This window comes from Streptomyces sp. enrichment culture (assembly GCF_964273255.1).
Classification (GTDB): Bacteria; Actinomycetota; Actinomycetes; order Streptomycetales; family Streptomycetaceae; genus Streptomyces.
The window spans coordinates 2,704,647-2,726,394 of sequence record NZ_OZ186835.1; the positions used below are offsets into that span (position 1 = coordinate 2,704,647).

Below are 21,748 nucleotides of genomic sequence, written 5' to 3' on the forward strand. Positions count from 1 at the left end.
CCTCCAGGATGCCCCCGGCGTTCGAGCGGGGTCAGGTGCGGGGAGTATCCGGGGGACCGGCCGGCCGCGGCCGGTGGGACGAGGGGGGCCTCGGGTGCCGATGTGGATGCGGGTGAGGGTGCGGAGTCGGAGTAATGGCGGGGCGGCACCGGGGAGGGGGCGGGCTGGGACGGCGGGTCCGGGGTCCGGCCGGACGGCGGGCGGGGTCGCCGTCCGGCGGGGCGTCACCGTGGTGGCGGCGCTGGCCGGGCTGACCGGGGCCGTGACGGGCTGCACGGTGCAGCCCGCCGACGGGAGCGGCACGGGCGGCCCCCCGGTGCGCGTCGAACTGCCCGACGGCACGCCGTCCGCCCCCCGCCCACCCGAGGGCTCCGGGGACGACGAAAGCAACGGCAACGGCAACAGCGGCAGCGGCAGCGGCAGCGGCAGCCGGGATTCCGGGGACCGCGGCGGCTCCGCGCCCGCCCGGGTGTTGTGGTCGCGCGGCGACACCGGCCGGGACGTGCGGGAACTCCAGGCCCGGCTGCGCCAGGTCGCCTGGCTGTTCGACGGGCCGACGGGCACCTACGACGCCCCCACCGAGGAGGCGGTGCGCGGCTTCCAGGGCAAGCGGGGACTGCCCCGGACCGGGCGGACCGACACCGTGACCTGGCAGCGGCTGCTGCGGATGACGCGCGAGCCGGGCCGCTGGGACCTCTACCAGATGGGCGGCCAGCCCGCCGACGCGCCGGACGCGCGCTGCCGGACCGGACGGGTGCTGTGCATCAGCAAGGAGAGCCGCACCCTGCGCTGGATGATCGACGGCCGCACCGTGACGACCCTGCCGGTCCGCTTCGGCGACCGGTACACGCCGACCCGTGAGGGGGTCTTCTCCGTCTACTGGAAGTCGCGCGACCACTGGTCCACGCTCTACGACTCGCCGATGCCCTACGCGATGTTCTTCAGCGGCGGCCAGGCCGTGCACTTCTCCGCCGACTTCGCCGCCCGGGGATACGCCGGCGCCTCGCACGGCTGCGTCAACGTGCGGGACGAGGCGGCCATCGCCCGCATCTACGCGCAGGTCCGCACCGGCGACAAGGTCGTCGTCCACTGGTGAGAGGGCGCGGGAGCCGGAGACGGCGAGGAGGTATGGGGCGCGGGCGGGACCGGGGGAACGTGTCCCGCCCGCGCCGAGGTGCACGAGCCGCGGGTACGGGGGGAACCCCGGCTCCGTGCGACGGCCGATGACCAGTCGGCTCACTCATTACTGCGCCGCGGCGCCCGAAAGTGTCACACCCCTGCCCGTCCGACCTTGATCGGCTCGCAACGTCGCAGGTCAGCGAGGCGCACCGGCGAACGCGACGGTGACGGGGACCGTGGCGGTGGCGGCAACCAGAGGGCCGCGGGCGTGCTGCCGGCCGGAGCGCCCGGGACGGTCGTCGCCCCTGCCGTTCGCGCCGCCCTCGGCGCCGCTCCTGCCGTTCCGGCCGCCCTTGCCCTGGTCTCCGCCGCCCTTGCCGTTCTTCTCGCCCCCGCCGCGCTGGGGGCCGTCGCCGCGCCGGTCGTCGCCGTGGGACGAGCCGCCCCGGCCCCCGCCCTTGCGCGCGGCCCCCGGGTCGTCGGCGGCCGCCAGGATGCCCTTGCAGTACGCGCGCACCCGGGCGGAGCCGCCGGCCAGCGCGTCCAGGCGCCGCTTGTGGGAGCCGCCGGGATCCTTGCCGTCGCGCAGGGCCCGGCAGGCGGCGACGACGTGCTTCCACCCGGACTCGTGGCCGCCGGGCCGGGTGGCGTCGGGGCCCGGTGTGCGCGGGTGGCCGGTGTCCTCGTCGCCCTGCGCCCGGGGGCCGTCCGGCGCGGTTCCGGCACCCGGCGCCCGGTCCGGGGCGTCGTCGGGTGCGCCGCCGGGCGCGGCCCGGTCCCCCGCGCCCTCGGACGGCGCCGGGCTGACCAGCGGGCCGGGCGGCGGGACGCTCGCGGTGACGGAGGCGCCGGGGTCGCCCACCGGCTCCCCGGAGTGCCCGGACTGCGCCCCGGTCCCGGCCAGGTAGGCGGCGCCCCCGACCATGCCCGCGGTGAGCGCGGCGGCCAGTCCGAAGCGCAGGTACCGCGCCCGGCGGAGTCCGCGTGCGGTTCCGGAAGGGTGCGGGGCCGGGCCGCCGAGGCGGACCAGCCCGCCGTCGGCGACGGCGGTCGCGGCCGGTTCCCCGTCCCGGGCACCGCTCGCGGTCCGTTCCCCGCGCTCGGCACGGGCGGCCCGGAAGGCGGCCAGCGCGGCGGCCTCACCGGGCAGTTCACCGCCGGGCGGAGGGGGCGGGGCGGCGAGCGCGCCGAGAGCGTCGGCGAGCCGTTCCGCCTGATCGCGGGCCACGGGGTCGGCCACGCCGGAGGGCTCTCCGGTCAGCAGACGCTCCGCCGTCTCACGGTCCAGCCACCCGTTCTGCTCATCGGCCATCACATGTCCTTCTGCGTCCGCGCGCGCGTATGCGTCACAGTCGCGGACGTCACCGCACGCCGGTGCGGTTCTCTCTGCGGCGGAAGGGCGTCGAGCACTCCGGCGGATTCCGGATGGCCCTCCGGATCGTCGCCGAGCATCTCGGCCAGCCGTTTCAGGCCACGGTGTGCCGCCGTGCGCACCGCGCCCGGCCGCTTGCCCAGCGTCTCGGCGGCACTCTTGGCGTCCAGGCCCACGACCACCCGCAGGACGACGGCCTCGGCCTGGTCCTGCGGCAGCCGGGCGATGAGGGACAGGGTGCCGTCGGTGGCCAGCGCCTCCATGGCCTCCCCGGCGGTGTCGGACTCCGCGGGCCTGCCGGTCAGCTCCGTCTCGTCACCGCCGATCGCCGGGCGGCGCCCGCGCATGCGGATGTGGTCCAGCGCGCGGTTGCGGGCTATCCGGGCGGCCCAGCCGCGGAACCGGTCCGCGTCACCGCTGAACCGCTCCAGGTCCCGGGCGATCTGCAGCCACGCCTCGGACGCCACGTCCTCGGCGTCGGCGTCACCGACGAGTGTCCGTATGTAGCCCAGCAGGCGCGGGTGCACGGCCCGGTAGACGGTCCGGAACCCGGTCTCGTCCCCGTCCTGTGCCGCACGCACCGCGGCCGTCAGCTCCGCGTCGTCCCCCAGCACCGCGCGCGCCCTTCTGCGCCTGATCCGGTCCCGCCTGCGCGGACCGGGTTGCTCGCCGTCGTGGTTGCCCCATTGCTGATTGCGGTCTCCGGCCGTGCATCGGTCGTGGTCGTGCGACCGCTCACGGCCTGGCGCGAATGGAACGTTACGGCCTGAAACCGCGCGCCGTCCATGTTCGTACAAGATGCAACTAACCCGTGACACAGAAGGTGTGACAGAAAACGCACCCGCAGCGCTGTAGGAGATACGGGCCGCCGCGCGGCCCGTACCGCGCGACGGCCGGGGCCTCTCCTGTGGGGGGTGGCGGCCCCGGCCGTTGCCATGGCCCCGCCTCCCGGCGCCCCTCGTCGCCAACACCCGTGCGACAGCGTCTCCTTGACGGACGGTTCCCTCTGACGGCGGACGGTTTCCCGTGACATACGTTCTGCCTGCCGGCCGGCTCACCCGCCGGCGCCTCACTGGCCTGATCCGGACGCTTCCGCGCTTCCCGCCCCGCCCGCCCCCTCCTTCTTCCTCCGACTTCTTCTCGGTTCCTCTCGGTTCCTCTCGTTTGCTCTCCCTCCTCCTGCTCCTGTCCTTACTCCTGCTCCTCCTGCTCCCTGAGTCGCCCGGTGGTCAGGGCCGCGCGCCGTTCTGCCGCGCGGAGTTGCCCCGGCTGTCGCCCGCGGCTCCGCCCGGGGTGTCGCCACCACGGGTCGCCCGCGCACCCGGCGTGTCCGGCCCGCCGGGGGTGTCCGGCCCGCCGCCGTCGCTCCCCTGCACGCCGGGGGCCGAGCGGGGCGGCTCGCTCCCGGGCCGTCCGGTGCGCGGGGCCGCCGGTGCGGTCGGTGCGGCCGGTGCGGTCGGTGCGGCATCCGACGGCACGTCGTCGTCCAGCACGGCGGCGCAGTGGGCGGCCACCCGCGACTCGCCGCCCGCCTCCCGGACGAGGTGGTGCCGGGCGGGCGCGTCCAGCGCCTGACCACGCCCCTGGAGTCGCCCATACGCACGGCAGTGGGCCTCGGTGGCCCGGGACGCGCCCACGGACGGTCCGGGCCGCCCGGTGCCGGACGGGGGACCCGGGGTCGCCGGACGGTCCGGTGGCACTGGGCGTTCCCCCCGGGCATCCGCCGGCGGGACGCTGGCCGGAGCGGACCCGGCCGGGACGGCCTCCCGGCCCCGTTCCGCACCGGATGGCGCGGTGCCCATGCCCGCCCAGGCGACGCCGCCCAGGGTGAGGCCGGCGACCAGGACGGAGAGCGTGGCCTTGACCGCCATTCCGCCGGTGCGGGCCTCGCGGGGGCGCCAGTCGTCCCGGCGGCGGGTGCGGGCGCGGTGCCCGCCCGCGTCCCGGGCGGCCCGGAAGGCGGCCAGCGCCCGCTCCTCGGCCCCGGTGTCCGTGCCGTCGCCGGTCAGCGCCGCGGCGAGCAGCGCCTCGACTCCCGCCGGTCCCTGCCGGGTCCCGGCGGGGACGGCCGCGTCGGGGTGGGGTGCGTCCGGTCCCGGCGGCGTTCCCGGGGGGCGCACCCGTCGGCGGCCGGACAGCCCGCCGCCGCTCTGCCGTTCACCCATGTCCGTTCCCGTCCCTGCTCGCTCCGCCCGGGCCGCCGGCCCGGGCCCTCCCGGCCGTCCCTCATGTCGACTCCCCCAGCGTCCGGGGCTCCCCATCCGTCACACCGTCGGCGCCCACCTGTTCGGCCAGACGTCTCAGCCCCCGGTACGCGGCCGTCCGCACCGCCCCGGGCCGCTTGCCCAGTACGCGCGCGGCGGCGGGACCGTCGAGACCCACGACCACGCGCAGCAGCACGGCCTCCGCCTGATCCCGGGGCAACGTCCCGACCAGGGCCAGCGCCTGCTCGGTGGAGAGCGACTCCATGGCCTGGTCGTACGTGCTCTGCGGGCCGGGCAGGTCGAGGACGTCCTGCTCCAGAGCCGACGGGCGGGGCCGCACGCGCTGCCGGCGCAGGTGGTCCAGCGCCCGGTGCCGGGCGATGGTCGCCGTCCAGCCGCGGAAGCCCGCCCCGTCCCCCTTGAACCGGCCCAGGTCGCGGGCTATCTCCAGCCAGGCGTCCGAGGTGACATCCTCGGCGTCGTCCCCGACGAGTCCGCGGACGTAACCGAGCAGTCCGGGCTGCACGAGCCGGTAGGCCACGGCGAACGCGGCCTCGTCCCCCTGCTGGGCCCGCGCGACCGCCGCACCCAGCTCCCCGTCGTACGCCTGCACGGGGCGGGATTCCCCTCCGTGGCCCAAGAACCGTCCTTGTCCGTACCGAGTCGTCCGTACCGCGTGCGCAGCGCCACCGCCGGGCGCCACGCGTGCCCGCGCACGCCCTCACGGTCCTCAGCGTCGGCCGTCGCGAAAGTGTCACAGCTCGTGACGGGTCGGGCGGCCTCCCGGCCCGGTCGCCCGCACCGGTCGGACCGGCGGCGTCAGCGACGTCGGGTGCCGCTCACCGCGTCCCGGCACAACAGCCGCAGCGAGCCGTCCGCCGTGTAGCAGCGGCGGGCCTCCTCGACGGGGTCCCAGAGACGGCCGTCGGGGGTGCGCACCCAGTGGTCGCCACCCGTGGCCCACCACTCACCTCCGCTGACCCGCACGATCACCTCGCCCGCGTAGGCGCCGAAACCGCGCAGCACGGTCTCCAGGGCGGCGATCGGGGCGCCCTCCCTGCGGATCGCGGCGATCATCCGGTCCACGCTCCACAGGCTGTTGGGGGAATAGTCCAGGCGCAGCCGCGCCCCCTCCCGCATCGCGGCCACGGTGTCCGCGGCCCACCGGATCGGCTTCGACGCGGCAGCGGGCCGGCTGTCGTGCGGTGTCGTCACACTCGTCGCAGTCGTCACACCCTGGAGAGCGCCCTGGCGAAGCGCCGCGTCACAGCGTTCCGGCCGCCTCCCCGGACCCGGTGCACGATCCCCGCAACCCCCCGACGACCGTCACACACCCTCCCCCGCCCCACGGTTGACACCCCCGCACACCGGCCGGCGAGTGTGCACGCCAGGCGAAGCGGCGCGGAGGCAACCCCGCCTCGGCCCATGCGAGGGCACGGGGCCCCGCCCGCCCTTCATGGGCGCGAGGAACCGCGCACCGAACCACCCACAGCCCGCACCCCACAGCCCACAGCCCACAGCAACCCCACCCCCAGGGGCGCGGGGAACTGCGCACCACCGCGACGTGCCCGCACAGGCCCCCCGCCCAGCCGGCCGCGGGCCCCCTCAGCCGTCCCGCCGGCTCCGCCGGGACACCGCGGCGCGCAGCACCCGGCGTCCCTCCGTGGAAATCTCCAGCGCGCGTCGCAGCCCCGCCGCCCCGTGGGCCTCCAGGACCTCCAGCACGGCGATCTGCCGCCGCAGTTCCGCCGCGAGCAGCGGCGACAGCCCTTCCGTGCGGCCCTGCCGGGACGCCTCGACCGGGTCGGCAGCGTCGGCCGGGGCCGCGCCGTCCAGCAGCCGGTGGATCCGCAGCGCGGTGACGGAGCAGCCGTCGGCCCACTCCCGCAGGGCCCCGCCGTCCCGCCGGAGCGGCGCGTCGGCGAGCATGCCCTGGGCCAGGCGCACCGCCTCGTCCTCGTCGCCGAGGCCGGCCAGCTTGCCGCGCACCCGGTCGAGGTGCTCGGCCCAGTCCTCCTCCGCGGCGCCCTCGGCCAGGCACCCCCACAGGGGTCGCAGCGCTTCGTCGTCGCCGCCCAGCAGCGGCACGCACCGATCCAAACAAGCCACCCCGCTCGCGGCCGTGCCGCGCTCGTCGGCCCGCGCGATCAGTTCCACCAGGCTCATCCACGCCTCCTCAGCGGGTAACACCGGCCCCGAACGAGGCCCTCACGGACCTCGTCCTTCACGGAGCCCGCACTTCCCCTTACTGCGTGCGACGGCCCGGGAGTGTCACGCAGGCACCACCCCGAGCCGGTCCAGTAAACGGAAGAAGAGGTTTTCGGCCACGTCGTCGGGTTCGACGGAGAGCACGTCCAGCAGGTCGTCGGGGGACGCCGTGCGCCCGGCCTCGGCGGCCCAGGCCAGGGCCCGTTCGGCGGCGTCGCGCGGGTCGAGGAAGTAGTCCTCCACGGTCAGCCCGTCGGGGTCGCCGCCCTCGGCGGTGTTCCCGCCGCCCAGGTGACCGGCCATCGCGGCCCGCCCCAGGCAGGCCGTCCACGCCCCGTGCTCCGGGGAGGCCGCCTCCACCACCACGCAGTCGCTGTCCATGACGTACCCGAAGAGGGCGGGCGCGCCGGTCTCCCGGGCGAGGTCGTTCATGCTGCCGATGTCGCCCGCGGCGCCCGGGTACTCCCAGACCTGCCATCCGTCCGGCGCGGAGGTGCGCAGGGTCAGGCCCTGGGCGGCGCCGGACAGCGCGTCGAGTACGGCGAGCGGCCGCTCCCCGCGGCCCACGACGAAATAGCCCCAATAGCCCATGTGCCGCTGTTCCCCCCGGTGTCGTGGTTCGGCTCGTCAGAACACCACCACAGTCGTACGGGGGTTCGCAGGCGTATGCGGCAATCCGCCCCCGCCGGATCAGTCCAGCTCGTCGGCGAGCGCGCGGAACTGCGCCCAGGTGAGGGACGGTTCGCCCAGGTTCCACAGCTTCTGCACCAGGGCCCGCAGCGGCATCCGGATGCCCGCGGCGACCTGGTCCTGGGTCTGCGAGCGGGGCAGGTCGCCCCAGATCGCGAGGGAGCCGCCGGGGATCTGGTCGTCGTACTCGGCGGGTACGGCGGTGGTGCCGCGCAGCACGCGCGGGGTCCACTGCTCGTAGATCCGCTCGCCGGTCGGGTAGACGAAGGTCAGCGGTTCGCCGAGCACGTAGTAGAGGAACTCGTCGTTGTAGTTGAGGACCGTGCGGCCCTCGCGCAGGTACTCCAACGGCTGCCGGGCGCCGATCTCCTTGCCGGTCCAGTAGGCGACCTGGATGTCCTTGTCCGCGGACACCGAACCGCCCCGGAAGAAGCCGTCGTTCCAGGCGCGCGGGACGCGGTCGTGGGCGCGGACGGTCGCGGCGCGGTCGTTGAGCCAGCCGGTGGTCAGGTCCTCGACGGTGGCACCGGCGCCGTACTTCTCGCGGGCCGCGGCGGCCAGGCCCGGGAACGACGCCTGCGGGTCGGACACCACCAGCGCCTGGTACTCGTCGCCGCCGAGGTGCCACTGGCGGCCGGGGAACAGGCCGGCGTACTCGTCCAGCAGGTCGTCGACGATGTCCGCGGACTTCTGCTTCGAGATGTCGATAGCGCCCCGCACGGCGGCGCCGTTGACGTTGCGCAGCTGGAGGTCCGGGTGGGCGGCGATGACGGCGCCGAGGTGTCCGGGCGAGTCGATCTCCGGGACGACGGTGATGTGCCGGCTCGCCGCGAGATCGACGATCCGCTCGACCTGCGCCTTGGTCAGGTGCTCGCGCGAGACGACCTCCGGGTGGGAGTCGGACTCGATGCGGAAGCCCTGGTCGTCGGAGAAGTGCAGGCCGATCTCGTTGAACTTCAGGTCGCCGAGCTCCCGGATCCGGTCCTCGATCCAGTCGGCGGTGTAGTGCTTGCGCGCGATGTCCAGCATCATCCCGCGCCGCTCCTTGGCGGGCTCGTCGCGCACGACCCCCTCGGGGGCGCTGCCCGCGCCGCGTATCTCCTGCTTGAGGGTGCGGGTGCCGTAGAAGACGCCCGCCTCGGCGGGGGCGCTGACCGTGACCCGGCCGCCCCGCACGGTCAGGGTGTAGGACTCCGGGTTCGCGCCCTTGTCCCGGTTCAGCGACAGGCGCAGGTCGCCGGTCTTCTCGTCGTCCTTCTCCCCCGCGTAGGAGAGCCCCAGCTCACCGGCTATCAGCCGGCCCTCGTCGGCCAGCGCGGGATCGTCCACCACGACCCGGTGGCCGCGCGCGGGACGCCAGCCGGGGCCGCGTTCGGCGGTGTGCTCGCGGACCGCGGGGATGGTGCGCGGCGCCTTCGACAGGGGGTAGCTGCGGGTGGGGCTCGGCTCCGGCGAGGTGGCGCCGGGGGACGTCCCGGCGGGGCTCTCGCCGGCCGCGGAGGCCGATCCGGCCGGCGCACCGTCGTCGGAGATCGCCCAGAGCCCGATGCCGACCCCGGACGCCGCCACCAGTGCGCCCGCGGCGAGGGCCGCCACCAGGACCGGCCGCCGCCTCACCCCTTCGGTGCTGGTCTGCCGCCGGTGCCGCCTGTGCCTGTGCTGACTCACCCTGCCAACCTACGGCCCATCCGGGTGAAGGGCGTCGTCGAGCCGTTCCCAAACCGCCCCGTCCGAGTGAATTTCGAAAATCGATCGGACACACGGTGGGCTCAGTCGATACCGTGAGGGCACAACTCTCACACCTTTCCCCACCGACACACACGCGACGCCCACGAGGACCCACGCTGCCCGCGCACCGTCTCCCAGAGTTCCCCGGGCGGGTCGCCCTTCCCGGACAGTCCCGCGGCACACCCGTCGTCCCCTCCGCCCTGGAGCACTTCAACGCCGCGCCCGTCGCGCAGGCCGAGCGCGCCCTGCTGGCCTGCCTGCACAGCCTCCGCTGGGCCGTGCGCGTCGCCGGCCACCGCCCGTACCCCGACCTGCCGTCGCTGCTGGCGGCGTGCGACGAGGCGGCGTACGACCTCACCCCGCCGGAGCTGGCCGCGGCCCTGGCCGCCGAGACCCTGCCGCCCCTCCCCGAGGACGCCTACTCCGCCGCCCACACGGCGCTGGACGCGGCGCACGCGGCCTACGAGGCGAAGTTCGGCCACGCGTTCGTGATCTGCCTCGACGGGGTGGCACCGGCGGAGGGCCTGGACCGGGTCCTGGAGCACATCCGGTCACGATTGGCGAACGATCCGGAGGAGGAGCGGGTGGTCGCGGCGGACGAACTGCGCCGCCTCGCCGCGGAACGGCTGACGAGGTTCCTGACGGGCGCCGCGGACCGGGCGCCCGGCCTCGGCTCCCACAGCGCCGCGGGTCACCGGGCGTGACGCGACACAGGCCCGGAAAGCTTGATCCCTAGCCCGTAAGCGTGCCGATTCGATCACACAGCCACACCCCGAGGACGACGGGCGCCGAGGCATGGCTACGATGCTGGGGGCCGGTGGACCGTACCCGGCCGGGCCCGACCGACAAGGAAAGCCGGCGCGGCCCCGAACCCCGCTCCCGGAGGAAATTTCCGTGCCGGCTGGAACGCTGTACCGCGGCCGGGAAGGAATGTGGTCCTGGGTGGCTCACCGAGTCACCGGCGTCCTCATTTTCTTCTTCCTGTTCGTTCATGTGCTGGACACCGCCCTCGTGCGCGTGTCCCCGGAGGCCTACGACACCGTCGTGGCCACGTACAAGACGCCGATCGTCGCGCTGCTGGAATACGGCCTCGTCGCCGCGATCCTGTTCCACGCGCTCAACGGCCTGCGTGTCATCGCCGTCGACTTCTGGATCCAGGGCGCCCGGTACCAGAAGCAGATGCTCTGGACCGTTGTCGCCGTGTGGGTCGTGCTGATGCTCGGGGCGATCTACCCCGTCCTCGGCCACGCCGCTCGTGAACTGTTCGGGAGCTGACGCGCATGTCCACCACTGAAACCTCCGCCTCGGGCACCGGCCCCGTCGAGGGCGCGTCCCTCTACTCCGTCGACAACCCGGCACCGGTCATCGAGCCGCCGCGCAAGCGCACCAAGAAGACCCCGAAGACCACCCGGGGCAACTTCGAGCTGGCCGCCTGGCTGTTCATGCGCCTGTCCGGCATCGTCCTGGTCGTCCTGGTCATCGGCCACCTGCTGATCCAGCTCGTGCTGGACGGCGGCGTGTCCAAGATCGGCTTCGCCTTCGTGGCGGGCCGCTGGGCCTCGCCGTTCTGGCAGGTCTGGGACCTGCTGATGCTGTGGCTGGCGATGCTGCACGGCGCCAACGGCCTGCGCACGGTCATCAACGACTACGCCGAGCGGCCGAACACCCGCCTGTGGCTCAAGGGCCTGCTCTACACCGCCACGGTGTTCACCATCCTGCTGGGCACGCTGGTGATCTTCACCTTCGACCCGAACATCCGCTAGGCACGGGGCTGCGAGAATCATGAAGATCCACAAGTACGACACCGTCATCGTCGGCGCCGGTGGCGCCGGTATGCGGGCCGCCATCGAGGCGACCAAGCGCAGCCGCACGGCCGTCCTGACGAAGCTCTACCCCACCCGCTCCCACACGGGCGCCGCGCAGGGCGGCATGGCCGCCGCGCTGGCCAACGTGGAGGAGGACAACTGGGAGTGGCACACCTTCGACACGGTCAAGGGCGGTGACTACCTGGTCGACCAGGACGCCGCCGAGATCCTGGCGAAGGAGGCCATCGACTCGGTCCTCGACCTGGAGAAGATGGGCCTGCCGTTCAACCGGACCCCGGACGGCACCATCGACCAGCGCCGCTTCGGCGGCCACTCCCGCAACCACGGCGAGGCCCCGGTCCGCCGTTCCTGCTACGCGGCCGACCGCACCGGCCACATGATCCTTCAGACGCTGTACCAGAACTGCGTGAAGGAGGGCGTGGAGTTCTTCAACGAGTTCTACGTCCTGGACCAGCTGATCACCGAGGTCGACGGCGTCAAGAAGTCGGCCGGTGTGGTCGCGTACGAGCTGGCCACCGGCGAGATCCACATCTTCCGGGCCAAGTCCGTCATCTACGCCTCCGGCGGCAACGGCAAGTTCTTCAAGGTGACGTCCAACGCGCACACCCTCACCGGCGACGGCCAGGCGGCCGTGTTCCGGCGCGGACTGCCGCTGGAGGACATGGAGTTCTTCCAGTTCCACCCGACCGGCATCTGGCGCATGGGCATCCTGCTGACGGAGGGCGCCCGCGGTGAGGGCGGCATCCTGCGCAACAAGGACGGCGAGCGCTTCATGGAGAAGTACGCGCCGGTCATGAAGGACCTCGCCTCCCGCGACGTCGTCTCCCGCTCCATCTACACGGAGATCCGCGAGGGCCGCGGCTGCGGTCCCGAGGGCGACCACGTCTACCTCGACCTGACCCACCTCCCGCCGGAGCAGCTGGACGCCAAGCTGCCCGACATCACCGAGTTCGCGCGGACCTACCTGGGCATCGAGCCGTACACCGACCCGATCCCGATCCAGCCGACCGCGCACTACGCCATGGGCGGCATCCCCACCAACGTCCGCGGCGAGGTGCTGGCCGACAACACCACGGTCGTGCCGGGCCTGTACGCGGCCGGCGAGGTCGCCTGCGTGTCGGTGCACGGCGCCAACCGCCTGGGCACCAACTCCCTGCTCGACATCAACGTGTTCGGCAAGCGGGCGGGCATCGCCGCGGCGGAGTACGCGCAGGACGCCGACTTCGTGGAGATGCCGGAGGACCCGGAGGCGTTCGTCGTCGGGCAGATCGAGCGGCTGCGGTCCTCCACCGGCTCCGAGCGGGTGGCCGAGCTGCGCCGCGAGCTGCAGGAGACCATGGACGCCAACGTCATGGTGTTCCGCACCGAGCAGACGATCAAGACGGCGGTCGAGAAGATCGCCGAGCTGCGCGAGCGCTACAAGAACGTCGCCGTGCAGGACAAGGGCAAGCGGTTCAACACCGACCTGCTGGAGGCCGTCGAGCTGGGCAACCTGCTCGACCTCGCCGAGGTCATGGCCGTCTCCGCGCTGGCCCGCAAGGAGTCCCGCGGCGGTCACTACCGCGAGGACTTCCCGAACCGCGACGACGTCAACTTCATGCGCCACACGATGGCGTACCGCGAGGTCGGCGCCGACGGCACCGAGACCGTCCGTCTGGACTACAAGCCGGTCGTCCAGACCCGCTACCAGCCGATGGAGCGTAAGTACTGATGGCTACTCCTGTTCTGGACAAGGCGGGCTCGGCCGGACAGCCCGAGCCGGGCTTCGCCGACTCCCCCTACATCACCGCCACCTTCCGGATCCGCCGGTTCAACCCGGAGGTCTCGGCGGAGGCGACCTGGGAAGACTTCCAGATCGAGATCGACCCCAAGGAGCGCGTCCTGGACGCGCTGCACAAGATCAAGTGGGACCTGGACGGCACGCTGACGTTCCGCCGTTCCTGCGCCCACGGCATCTGCGGCTCCGACGCCATGCGGATCAACGGCAAGAACCGCCTGGCGTGCAAGACGCTGATCAAGGACATCAACCCGGAGAAGCCGATCACGGTCGAGGCCATAAAGGGCCTGACGGTCCTCAAGGACCTGATCGTGGACATGGAGCCGTTCTTCCAGGCGTACCGGGACGTGATGCCCTTCCTGATCACGAAGGACACCAACGAGCCGACGCGCGAGCGGCTGCAGTCCGCCGAGGACCGCGAGCGCTTCGACGACACCACCAAGTGCATCCTGTGCGCCGCGTGCACCACGTCGTGCCCGGTGTTCTGGAACGACGGGCAGTACTTCGGCCCGGCGGCCATCGTCAACGCGCACCGGTTCATCTTCGACTCGCGCGACGAGGCCGGTGAGCAGCGTCTGGAGATCCTCAACGACCGGGACGGCGTGTGGCGTTGCCGCACGACGTTCAACTGCACGGACGCCTGCCCGCGCGGCATCGAGGTCACCAAGGCGATCGCCGAGGTGAAGCGGGCGCTGATCACGCGCCGCTACTGAGCACCACGCGCTCCAGGTACGGCCAGAGGGCCCCGATCCAAGGATCGGGGCCCTCTGTCGTGTTCACGGGTCCGGCCGCCGGGCGGCCAGGACGGCGTCAGCCGCGCAGCGGGCGGCCTTCCTTGTCCGTGCGGTCGTTGCTGACCAGGAACATGATGCCGTCGACCAGGGCCCAGATGCCGAGGCCACCGCAGGTGAGCAGCTGGGCGACGCCGACACCGACGGAGCCGACGTAGAAACGGCCGATGCCCAGGGACCCCAGGAAGAGCTGGAGAATGCCGGCGACGATCTTCGACTTGTCCGAGTAGGGACGACCCTGGGGGTCGAGGCCGTACGGCGCCTGCGGGTTCGGGGGGACGGTCATGGTGTGGTGCTCCTGGAAAAAGAAAGGACAAACCTGGGCGGATTGCCCGGGTGGCCCAGGAGGGACCACCGGCGGACCCCGTTCGGGATCCCGCGCGACGGACCACATTCGGAAACGGGCCGTCCCCCCTGCGCGAAAGGAGCGTAGAAGGATCACCCGGAGATCCGGGAGAGGCCGGAAACAAACGTTCCCGTTCCGTGATCAACCCGGGACCGTTCCGCCGCGTCGTCAGCGGAGGTTGCGCAGCACGGTCCAGGCGACGGCCGCCACCAGGATCAGGATCTGCACCCGGGGCGCGATCCGCGGCGCCCAGGAGCGCCCGCGCAGCCCCTCGAGGGTCCAGCGCCCCCACAGCGCCAGCGCGAACGGAGCGGCGAGCAGCAGGGCCCGGTTGTCCAGCCAGGCCGCGGCGAACTGACCGTGCATGAGGTCGTAGACCATGCGGGTGCCGCCGCAGGCCGGGCAGAGCAGCCCGGTGACGAGCCGGAAGGGGCACTGCGGCAGGACGTGTCCGGGTTCGTGCGGGTCGGTGAACCACAGGTAGCCCGCGCCCGCCGTGCCGGCCACCAGTACCGCCAGGGGGGCCGCGGCGGGATGCCACCGCGGACGCCCCCCACGGGGCACGGGACCGGCGGTGTCAGCCACGCAGGATCCGCCCCTGGGCGTCCGTGCGGTCGTTGCTGACGAGGTACATGATGCCGTCGATCAGGGCCCAGATGCCGAGCCCGCCGCAGGTGAGCAGCTGGGCGATGCCGACGCCCACGGACCCCACGTAGAAGCGGCCGATGCCGAAGCTGCCGAGGAACAGCTGCAGGATGCCCGCGACGATCTTCGACTTGTCGGACATCGGGCGCCCGTACGGGTCGTAGCCGTAGGGGGCGTGGGGGTCGGCGGCGTAACCCTGGTATCCGCCCCCCTGCGGGTAGCCGGGCGGCGGCGGGTACGCGCCGGGCGGCTGCTGACCGCCCTGCGGGTAGCCGTAGGGACCGGACTGGCCGCCGGTCGCGCCGGCGTTCGGGTAGCCGTAACCGGGCGGCTGGTTCGGCTGCTGCGGCTGCTCGCTCACGGAAATTCACTCCTGGAGTACGGGATGCTGGGGGTCATATTGTCAGCCATCGGCCGGCCGGGAGAAGCCGGGCCGATGTCCGCGGCCCCTCCCATAGGGTGACCCCCCGGTCCGCCGGACCGCCTGATCTGCCCGGCTCGACGCATGAGCGCCTAATGTGACGTTATGTCAGGCAATGAGTCCTACGAACTGCTCGGTTTCGACAACGTGCTGCTGCCCGTCGGGGACCTCGGTGAGGCCGTCTCCTTCTACGGACGCGCCGGGTTCCCGGTCGGGTTCCGGCTGGACGAGGCCGGGATCGCGATGCTCACGGTCGGCCGCGAGACGCCCGGTCTGCTGCTGCGCCAGGAGGAGGGGCTGAGACCGCAGCCGCCGCACTGGCCGGGCGGACGGGTGTGGCTGGAAGTGCGGGACGCCCGCGAGGCCGCCGGATCGCTGCGGGACGCCGGGATCGGCCTGCTCGACGAGCCGTTCCCGGTCGCCACCGGCTGGACCGTCGAGTTCGCCGACCCGTGGGGCAACGTCGTCGGGCTGACCGACTACACCAAGCGGCCCGGCCTCGCGCGCCGGCCGTGAGGCCCCCGGCGGGACCACGGGCCCCGGCCTCCGGCCCCGCGCCGGGACGCGGCCCCTGGCGGCGCACGGCAGACGGGAAGGTGACGACAGGGCCTAGGCTCTCCTCCCGTGCCAGCGATGAACGACGGCTCCGGTGACGGCGCCGCACCCCGCAAGTCCGACCTGACCCGCGCCCTGATCCTGCAGACCGCGCTGCGGCTGTTCCGGGAGCGCGGCTACGACCGGACCACCATGCGGGCCGTCGCCGCCGAGGCCGGGGTCTCCGTCGGGAACGCCTACTACTACTTCCAGGGCAAGGAACACCTGGTCCAGGGCTTCTACGACCGGGTCGCCGCCGAGCACCGGGTGGCGGTCCGGGAGATCCTGGCCCGGGAGGACCGCCTGGAGGAACGGTTCGCCGGGGTGCTCGGGGCGTGGCTGGACATCGCCGCGCCGTACCACGAGTTCGCGGTCCAGTTCTTCAAGAACGCCGCCGACCCGGACAGTCCGCTCAGCCCCTTCTCCCCCGAGTCGCGGACCGCGCGCGAGGAGGCGATCGACGTCCACCGGGCGGTGCTGGCCGGCAGCCGGACCAGGGTGCCGGCGGAACTGCGGGACGTGCTGCCCGAGCTGATGTGGCTCGCCCAGCTGGGCCTGTGCCTGTACTGGATCTTCGACCGCACCGAGGGCCGCGAGCGCAGCCACCGCCTCGCCGAGCGCGGCGCCCGGCTCGCCGCCCGGGCGGTGTCCCTGTCCCGCTTCCGGGTGCTGCGCCCCCTGGTGCGGGAGGCGCACGAGCTGTTCACCGAGTTCCTGCCCGGCCTGACCCGGGCCCTGCCGGACCCGGCGCGCCGGCGGGCGCCCGCCGAGGACGGGCGCCCTGGACCGCTCAGTTGACGGCGTCCACCTCCCCCGGCGCGAGTTCCACGTCGTGCACCACCGGCCCGTCGCCGGCCACCGTCACGTGGGCCGCCTCCGCGGCGTACGGGGTGGCCGTGACCGCCAGGAGGTAGGTGCCCGGCCCGGGCACGGCCAGGATGTAGGAGCCGTCGGCCAGCGCCTCCACCCGGTCCAGTTGCCGCCCGCCCGGCGTGAGCAGGGTGAGGACGGCGTCCGCCACCGGCTCGCCCCCGGTGGTGCGGACGAAGCCGTGCACGACGGAGGCGGAACCGCCCGGCGCCGCCCCGCCGGCCCCGTCGGCGTCCTTCCCGGCCGCGTCCTCGCGGGGTTCGACCGCCAGGTGCGGCAGGCGCTTGTCCAGGGCGGCCGGGAGCCACCAGTTGGCGCGGCCCAGCAGGTGCATCGCCGCCGGCACCAGGGCCGTCCGCAGGATGAACGCGTCCAGCGCCACGGCCGCGGCCAGCCCCACGCCCGCCATGGCCGCCCCGTAGTCGCCGCTGAGCACGAAGGCGAGGAAGACGCACATCATGATGAGCGCGGCGGAGTTGATGACCCGGCTGGTCTCCGCGAGGCCGACGCGGACGGCGCGGGCGTTGTCCCGGGTGTGCACCCACTCCTCGTGCATCCGGCTCACCAGGAACACCTGGTAGTCCATGGACAGGCCGAACAGCAGGGACAGCATGATGATCGGCAGGAAGGCCGGGATCGGGCTCTCGGTGCCGAGGGCGAGGAGGTCCAGGCCCCAGCCCCACTGGAAGACCGCCACCAGCACACCGAACGAGGCCGCCGCCGCGAGCAGGTTCATCAGGGCGGCCGTCAGCGGCACCACCACGGACCGGAAGGCGAGCATCAGCAGCAGGAAGCCGAGCGCGATGATCGTGAAGACGAACAGCGGCAGCCGGTCGGCGGTGACGGACGCGAAGTCCTTGGACACCGCGGTGACGCCGCCGACGTGCGCCTCGACCTCGCTCTGCGGCAGAACGTCCTCGCGCAGCAGGTCGATGAGGCGGTCGGTGGCCGCCTCCTGCGGCGAGGTGGTGGGCACGACCTGGACGACCGTGACACCGTTCGCCGGCGGCAGGGCGGCGACCTGGGCGACCCCCTCGGTCCGTTCGACGGCGGTCACCAGGGACGCGGGGGCCTCGCCCGCCACGACCACCTGGAGCGGGCCGTTGAAGCCCGGGCCGAAGCCCTCGGCGAGCAGGTCGTACGCCTTGCGGGTCGTGGTGGTCACGTCGTCGTTGCCCTGGTCCACGGTGCCCAGGCGCAGCGACATCAGCGGCACGGCGAGCACCGCCATGGTGACGAGGGCCAGCGCGCCGACCGCGCGGGGGCGGCGCTGGACGAACGCGGACCAGCGGGCGGCGAGCCCGTGGGACCGGTCCGGTTCCGGGCCGCGGGCGACGAGCACGCGCCGCTGACGGCGGCTGAGCACCCGGTGCCCGAGCAGGCCCAGCAGCGCCGGCAGCAGGGTGATCGCGGCCAGCACGCTGAGCACCACGGTGAGCGAGGTGCCGATGACCACCCCGTCCAGGAAGCGCAGGTTGGTCACCAGCATCCCGGCGAGCGCGATGCACACCGTGCCGCCGGCGAACAGCACCGCCCGGCCCGAGGTGTTGAGCGCGGTCACCGCGGCGTCCTCCGGATCGGCGCCGGCCAGGATGCCGCGCCGGTGCCGGGTGACGATGAACAACGCGTAGTCGATGCCGACGCCGAGTCCGATCAGGGTGGCCAGCAGCGAGGCGATGTCCGGCACGTCGGTGACGTGGCTGATCAGCTGGGTGCCGAACATGCCGGTGCCGACGCCGAAGACGGCGACCACGATCGGCAGCAGCGCCGCCAGCACCGATCCGAACGCCACGAACAGCACCACGGCGGCGGCCAGGATGCCGACCAGTTCGGCGGTGCCCGTCGGCGGCTCCTGGACCCGGGCGACGGCCTGGCCGCCCACCTCCACCTGGAGCCCGTCGCCGGCCGCGCCGCGGGCGGTGTCCACCACGTCCTGCACCAGGTCCTTCGGCAGGGCGTCCGCCTGCTCGGTGAACGTGACCTGCGCGTAGGCGATCCGCCCGTCCCGCGCGATCTGCGTCCGGCCCTGCTCCTCGTACGGGCCGGTCACGTCACCGACCCCCTCCATCCCGCTGATCTCCCGCAGCGCGGGCTCGATCCGGGACCGCACCGCGTCGTCCCGCACCGAGCCCTCGTCGACCTTCCACACCACGGTGTCGGTGTCCCCGGCGCGTTCCGGGAACGCCTTCTCCAGCAGGTCGTACGCCCGCTTGGAGTCGGTGTCCGGCAGCGAGAAGACGTTCGCGTAGTTCGTCCCCGCGCTGCTCGCCGTCACCGCCAGTCCGCACAGCGCCCCCCCCCACAGCAGGAGGACCACCAGCCGGTGCCGATAGCACCAGCGTGCCAATGCCGTCACGTCCGTAACTCCTTGTCGCTCGACGGGTCCCCCAGGTCCTGGCAGCAGCATCGGCGGCGGCACCCCCGGCGGCCCACGGCTCGCCCGCGACTCTCAAGGAACTCCAAGGCAGCGGACGGCCCTTGGCGGGCCGGGCGCGCCGATACTGGGGGCATGACGACGGCCGAAGGCACCGTGCTGGTGGTCGAGGACGAGGAGAGCATCTCGGACGTCCTCGCCATCGCCCTGCGCTACCACCGCTTCGACGTGATGACGGCGGGCACCGTCCGCGAAGCGCTTTCCCTCACCGAGCACACCCGGCCCGACGCCGCCCTCCTGGACGTGATGCTGCCGGACGGGGACGGGCGCGCCCTGGGACGCGAACTGCGTGCCCGCAGGCCGGAGCTGGCGCTGGTGTTCCTCACCGCGCGGGACGCCCCCGCCGAGATCGTCGGCGCCCTCGGCTTCGGCGACGACTACATCACCAAGCCCTTCCACATCGACGAGGTCGTCGCCCGGGTCACGGCGGTGCTGCGCCGCACCCGGCCCGCTGACGTGCTCCCGCAGCGGGCCCCGCTGCGCCACGGCGACCTGGAGCTGGACGAGACGACGTACTCGGTGCGCCGCGCGGGCCGCACGGTCGAGCTGACCCCCACCGAGTACGCGCTGCTGCGCTTCCTGGTGCGCAACAGCGGGCGCATCGTGCCCAAGGAGCAACTGCTGCGGCACGTCTGGCAGTACGAGCACGCACCCGCGGAGTCGACCGTGGTCGAGACCTACATCAGCTACCTGCGGCGCAAACTGGACGTCCTCGGCCCGCCGGTCATCACCACCCGGCGCGGGGTCGGGTACGGCCTGACATGAGGATGCGGATCCCCCTGCCCCGGCTGAGGCGGCCGTGGTGTGCGCGGGGCATCCACTCGCTGCGGGGCCGTCTGACGCTGGCCAACGTGGCGCTGCTCGCCGTCGGGGTCGTCGCGGCCACCGCGGTGAGCGTGGTGGGCATGCGGTACTACCTGCTCGACCAGATCGACGCGGAACTCACCGCGAACCGCGACCGGCTGGGCGGCTCGTCGCTGACGCTGCGGCAGATCGACTCGCTGAGCGTGCTCAGCTTCCTCGTCGCCCGCACGGATCCGGGCCAGGAGACACAGGAGACCCCGGAGACCGTGTTCGCCGCCGTGGACGGCGACGGCTCGACCGTGGGCGTCCTCGGCTTCGAGCCGACGCCGACGCAGGGCGCCCTGGCCGAGGCGGTGGGCGACCCGGGCCCCCTGGTCCGGGACCCGGAACCGCACGACGTCACCGTCCGGGGTGCCGCCTACCGGGTCACGGCGACCCGGCTGGCGGACGGCACGTACATCCTGCTCGGCGCCTCCACCGAGGCGCTGCACGAGGGCGTCGGCAAGGCGGTGCGGGCGAACCTGGCGATCGGCACGCTGCTGCTGGTGGGGCTGGGCTGTCTGACGATGGTCAGCGTGCGCCGCCGGATGCGGCCGCTGGAGGACATGGTGGAGACCTCGTCGGCGATCGCCGAGGGCGACCTGGCCCGGCGCGTGCCGTCCAGCCGGAACCCCATCCTGGAGGTGGAACAGCTGCGGCTGGCCCTGAACTCCATGCTCCAGCAGGTGGAGTCGGCGTACCGGACGCGCGAACGCAGCGCGGCCCAGCTGCGGCGGTTCGTCGCCGACGCCTCCCACGAACTGCGCACTCCGCTGGCCGCGATCCGCGGCTACCTCCAGCTGTACGACCGGGGCATGCTGCGCGACCCGGCGGAGCGCCGACGGGCCTGGGAGCGGATGCTGGCGGAGTCGGACCGCATGGCCCGCCTGGTCGACGAGCTGCTGGTGCTGGCCCGGCTGGACCAGCGGCCCGAACTGCGGCTGCGGGACGTGGACGTGTGCCGCCTGGTGCGGGACGCGGCCCAGGACCTGCGCGTACAGCAGCCGGAACGGCCGGTGAGAGTCGACGCCGACGGCTCGGTGACGGTGCGCGCCGACGAGTCGGGGCTGCGGCAGATACTGGGCAACCTGCTGGGCAACGTCCGCACCCACACGCCCGGGGACACCCCGGTGCGGCTGTCCGTGACGGAGGAGGACGGCGCGGTCCGGGTGTGCGTCGAGGACCGGGGCCCCGGGCTCGGTGCGGACGACGCGGCCCGCGTCTTCGACCGCTTCTTCCGGGCGGGCGGGGGCGCGGGCAGCGGGCTGGGCCTGGCCATCGTCCAGGGCGTGGTGGACGCCCACGGCGGCGAGGTCGCGGTGCGGACGGCCCCGGGCGAGGGTCTGGCCGTCACGGTGACCCTTCCCCGCCGGCCGGCGCCCGCGCGGGACGCCCCGGGGGAACGCCCGGCCGGGGGGCCGGGGGCACGGGCCGCGGAGGACGCGTCTGACACGCCGGACGCCGAGGACGCCGGGGACGCCGAGGACGCCGGGCGGACCCCGGGCGCGAACGGTGACGGCGGGCCGGGTGGCGGTGGGGCGGGTGGCGGCGCGGTGCGTGACGGGCCGGTGCGCCGGGGCGCGGACACGCGCTGACGCGGGCGGGGCCCGACCGGGGGCACGCGGGGACGGGAGGAGTCGGGACGGACGACAGGACGGACGCCAGAACGGACGAACGGACGTCAGGAAGGACGCCAGAACGGACGAACGGACGTCGGGACGGACGTCGACGTCGACGGCTCGTCGGCGGCTCGTCGGCGGCTCGTCGGCGGCTCGTCGGCGGCTCGTCGGCGGCTCGTCGGTCCGGCCGGGGCTCGCCCGGCCGGACCGATTGCCGGGCCGTTCCCCGGCGCGGCGACCGGCCGGGGAACGGGAGCCGGC

22 protein-coding genes are annotated in these 21,748 nt (G+C 73.8%); 10 read left to right on the plus strand and 12 right to left on the minus strand.

The window, feature by feature from the left end:
• The first annotated feature begins 232 nt into the window (after positions 1 to 232).
• Entirely contained in the window at positions 233 to 1,096 is an 864-nt protein-coding gene (locus tag ACSU53_RS11440; RefSeq protein ID WP_437033132.1) for a L,D-transpeptidase family protein, read from the plus strand.
• 219 nt (positions 1,097 to 1,315) lie between these two features.
• On the opposite strand, the gene ACSU53_RS11445 is transcribed toward ACSU53_RS11440, so the two are convergent.
• The 8 genes from ACSU53_RS11445 to ACSU53_RS11480 all read right to left on the minus strand — a co-directional run bounded on the left by ACSU53_RS11445 (position 1,316) and on the right by ACSU53_RS11480 (position 9,192).
• Entirely contained in the window at positions 1,316 to 2,431 is a 1,116-nt protein-coding gene (locus ACSU53_RS11445; protein WP_437027005.1) for a hypothetical protein, read from the minus strand.
• Complete coding sequence (locus tag ACSU53_RS11450) at positions 2,431 to 3,105, minus strand: RNA polymerase sigma factor (RefSeq protein ID WP_437027007.1); 675 nt, start codon at positions 3,103 to 3,105, stop codon at positions 2,431 to 2,433. Before ACSU53_RS11450 ends, ACSU53_RS11445 begins: the two co-directional genes overlap by 1 nt.
• 615 nt (positions 3,106 to 3,720) lie before the next feature.
• Positions 3,721 to 4,656, minus strand: a complete 936-nt coding sequence (locus tag ACSU53_RS11455; protein WP_437027009.1) for a hypothetical protein — start codon at positions 4,654 to 4,656, stop codon at positions 3,721 to 3,723.
• Positions 4,657 to 4,717: 61 nt separating this feature from the next.
• Positions 4,718 to 5,335, minus strand: a complete 618-nt coding sequence (locus ACSU53_RS11460; protein WP_437027011.1) for an RNA polymerase sigma factor — start codon at positions 5,333 to 5,335, stop codon at positions 4,718 to 4,720.
• A gap of 179 nt (positions 5,336 to 5,514) precedes the next feature.
• Entirely contained in the window at positions 5,515 to 5,928 is a 414-nt protein-coding gene (locus tag ACSU53_RS11465) for a hypothetical protein (RefSeq protein WP_437027012.1), read from the minus strand.
• A gap of 372 nt (positions 5,929 to 6,300) precedes the next feature.
• Positions 6,301 to 6,861, minus strand: coding sequence for a hypothetical protein (locus ACSU53_RS11470; protein WP_437027014.1), 561 nt, complete (start codon positions 6,859 to 6,861; stop codon positions 6,301 to 6,303).
• A gap of 105 nt (positions 6,862 to 6,966) precedes the next feature.
• Positions 6,967 to 7,494, minus strand: coding sequence for a hypothetical protein (locus tag ACSU53_RS11475; protein WP_437027016.1), 528 nt, complete (start codon positions 7,492 to 7,494; stop codon positions 6,967 to 6,969).
• 99 nt (positions 7,495 to 7,593) lie between these two features.
• Positions 7,594 to 9,192, minus strand: coding sequence for a beta-N-acetylhexosaminidase (locus ACSU53_RS11480; RefSeq protein WP_437033134.1), 1,599 nt, complete (start codon positions 9,190 to 9,192; stop codon positions 7,594 to 7,596).
• A gap of 182 nt (positions 9,193 to 9,374) precedes the next feature.
• Between ACSU53_RS11480 and ACSU53_RS11485 the strand changes: the two genes are divergently transcribed.
• The 5 genes from ACSU53_RS11485 (at position 9,375) to ACSU53_RS11505 (ending at position 13,637) form a co-directional block, all read left to right on the plus strand.
• Entirely contained in the window at positions 9,375 to 10,025 is a 651-nt protein-coding gene (locus tag ACSU53_RS11485; RefSeq protein ID WP_437027018.1) for a 2-oxo-4-hydroxy-4-carboxy-5-ureidoimidazoline decarboxylase, read from the plus strand.
• Positions 10,026 to 10,215: 190 nt separating this feature from the next.
• A complete protein-coding gene (gene sdhC / locus ACSU53_RS11490) occupies positions 10,216 to 10,596 on the plus strand; it encodes a succinate dehydrogenase, cytochrome b556 subunit (protein WP_109377789.1) in 381 nt (126 codons plus the stop codon).
• A gap of 5 nt (positions 10,597 to 10,601) precedes the next feature.
• Positions 10,602 to 11,084 (plus strand): succinate dehydrogenase hydrophobic membrane anchor subunit, encoded by a 483-nt coding sequence (locus ACSU53_RS11495; protein WP_437027020.1) that lies wholly within the window; start codon positions 10,602 to 10,604, stop codon positions 11,082 to 11,084.
• A gap of 19 nt (positions 11,085 to 11,103) precedes the next feature.
• Entirely contained in the window at positions 11,104 to 12,858 is a 1,755-nt protein-coding gene (sdhA, locus tag ACSU53_RS11500) for a succinate dehydrogenase flavoprotein subunit (protein ID WP_437027022.1), read from the plus strand.
• Positions 12,858 to 13,637: a succinate dehydrogenase iron-sulfur subunit gene (locus tag ACSU53_RS11505; protein WP_192229849.1), complete on the plus strand. Its 780-nt coding sequence runs from the start codon at positions 12,858 to 12,860 to the stop codon at positions 13,635 to 13,637. The genes sdhA and ACSU53_RS11505 overlap by 1 nt, the downstream gene beginning before the upstream one ends.
• Before the next feature lie 97 nt (positions 13,638 to 13,734).
• Here the strand turns inward: ACSU53_RS11505 and ACSU53_RS11510 are convergent, their stop codons facing one another.
• The 3 genes from ACSU53_RS11510 to ACSU53_RS11520 all read right to left on the minus strand — a co-directional run bounded on the left by ACSU53_RS11510 (position 13,735) and on the right by ACSU53_RS11520 (position 15,067).
• The gene (locus tag ACSU53_RS11510; RefSeq protein ID WP_362090833.1) at positions 13,735 to 14,001 is read right to left on the minus strand and encodes a TM2 domain-containing protein; all 267 of its coding nucleotides are present in this window, start codon (positions 13,999 to 14,001) and stop codon (positions 13,735 to 13,737) included.
• Between the two features lie 228 nt (positions 14,002 to 14,229).
• Positions 14,230 to 14,646: a DUF2752 domain-containing protein gene (locus ACSU53_RS11515; protein WP_437027024.1), complete on the minus strand. Its 417-nt coding sequence runs from the start codon at positions 14,644 to 14,646 to the stop codon at positions 14,230 to 14,232.
• Positions 14,639 to 15,067 (minus strand): TM2 domain-containing protein, encoded by a 429-nt coding sequence (locus tag ACSU53_RS11520; protein ID WP_437027026.1) that lies wholly within the window; start codon positions 15,065 to 15,067, stop codon positions 14,639 to 14,641. The genes ACSU53_RS11515 and ACSU53_RS11520 overlap by 8 nt, the downstream gene beginning before the upstream one ends.
• A gap of 165 nt (positions 15,068 to 15,232) precedes the next feature.
• On the opposite strand from ACSU53_RS11520, the gene ACSU53_RS11525 reads away from it, so the two are divergent.
• Entirely contained in the window at positions 15,233 to 15,643 is a 411-nt protein-coding gene (locus ACSU53_RS11525) for a VOC family protein (protein ID WP_437027028.1), read from the plus strand.
• Between the two features lie 108 nt (positions 15,644 to 15,751).
• Entirely contained in the window at positions 15,752 to 16,519 is a 768-nt protein-coding gene (locus tag ACSU53_RS11530) for a TetR family transcriptional regulator (protein ID WP_437027030.1), read from the plus strand.
• Here the strand turns inward: ACSU53_RS11530 and ACSU53_RS11535 are convergent.
• Positions 16,512 to 18,938, minus strand: a complete 2,427-nt coding sequence (locus tag ACSU53_RS11535) for an MMPL family transporter (RefSeq protein WP_437033136.1) — start codon at positions 18,936 to 18,938, stop codon at positions 16,512 to 16,514. The genes ACSU53_RS11530 and ACSU53_RS11535 overlap by 8 nt on opposite strands.
• 162 nt (positions 18,939 to 19,100) lie before the next feature.
• On the opposite strand from ACSU53_RS11535, the gene ACSU53_RS11540 reads away from it, so the two are divergent.
• Together ACSU53_RS11540 and ACSU53_RS11545 are read left to right on the plus strand one after the other, a co-directional pair.
• A complete protein-coding gene (locus ACSU53_RS11540; RefSeq protein WP_437027032.1) occupies positions 19,101 to 19,790 on the plus strand; it encodes a response regulator transcription factor in 690 nt (229 codons plus the stop codon).
• Positions 19,787 to 21,463, plus strand: coding sequence for a sensor histidine kinase (locus tag ACSU53_RS11545; RefSeq protein WP_437027033.1), 1,677 nt, complete (start codon positions 19,787 to 19,789; stop codon positions 21,461 to 21,463). The genes ACSU53_RS11540 and ACSU53_RS11545 overlap by 4 nt, the downstream gene beginning before the upstream one ends.
• Positions 21,464 to 21,748 lie beyond the last annotated feature (285 nt).

Excerpts from the sequence above, each read along its gene's own strand:
- ACSU53_RS11540 (WP_437027032.1), top strand. The coding sequence starts at position 19,101 with ATGACGACGGCCGAAGGCACCGTGCTGGTGGTCGAGGACGAGGAGAGC.
- ACSU53_RS11505 (WP_192229849.1), top strand. The coding sequence starts at position 12,858 with ATGGCTACTCCTGTTCTGGACAAGGCGGGCTCGGCCGGACAGCCCGAG.
- ACSU53_RS11475 (WP_437027016.1), bottom strand. The coding sequence starts at position 7,494 with ATGGGCTATTGGGGCTATTTCGTCGTGGGCCGCGGGGAGCGGCCGCTC.
- ACSU53_RS11455 (WP_437027009.1), bottom strand. The coding sequence starts at position 4,656 with ATGGGTGAACGGCAGAGCGGCGGCGGGCTGTCCGGCCGCCGACGGGTG.
- ACSU53_RS11545 (WP_437027033.1), top strand. The coding sequence starts at position 19,787 with ATGAGGATGCGGATCCCCCTGCCCCGGCTGAGGCGGCCGTGGTGTGCG.
- ACSU53_RS11510 (WP_362090833.1), bottom strand. The coding sequence starts at position 14,001 with ATGACCGTCCCCCCGAACCCGCAGGCGCCGTACGGCCTCGACCCCCAG.
- ACSU53_RS11525 (WP_437027028.1), top strand. The coding sequence starts at position 15,233 with ATGTCAGGCAATGAGTCCTACGAACTGCTCGGTTTCGACAACGTGCTG.
- ACSU53_RS11495 (WP_437027020.1), top strand. The coding sequence starts at position 10,602 with ATGTCCACCACTGAAACCTCCGCCTCGGGCACCGGCCCCGTCGAGGGC.
- ACSU53_RS11445 (WP_437027005.1), bottom strand. The coding sequence starts at position 2,431 with ATGGCCGATGAGCAGAACGGGTGGCTGGACCGTGAGACGGCGGAGCGT.
- ACSU53_RS11470 (WP_437027014.1), bottom strand. The coding sequence starts at position 6,861 with ATGAGCCTGGTGGAACTGATCGCGCGGGCCGACGAGCGCGGCACGGCC.
- sdhA (WP_437027022.1), top strand. The coding sequence starts at position 11,104 with ATGAAGATCCACAAGTACGACACCGTCATCGTCGGCGCCGGTGGCGCC.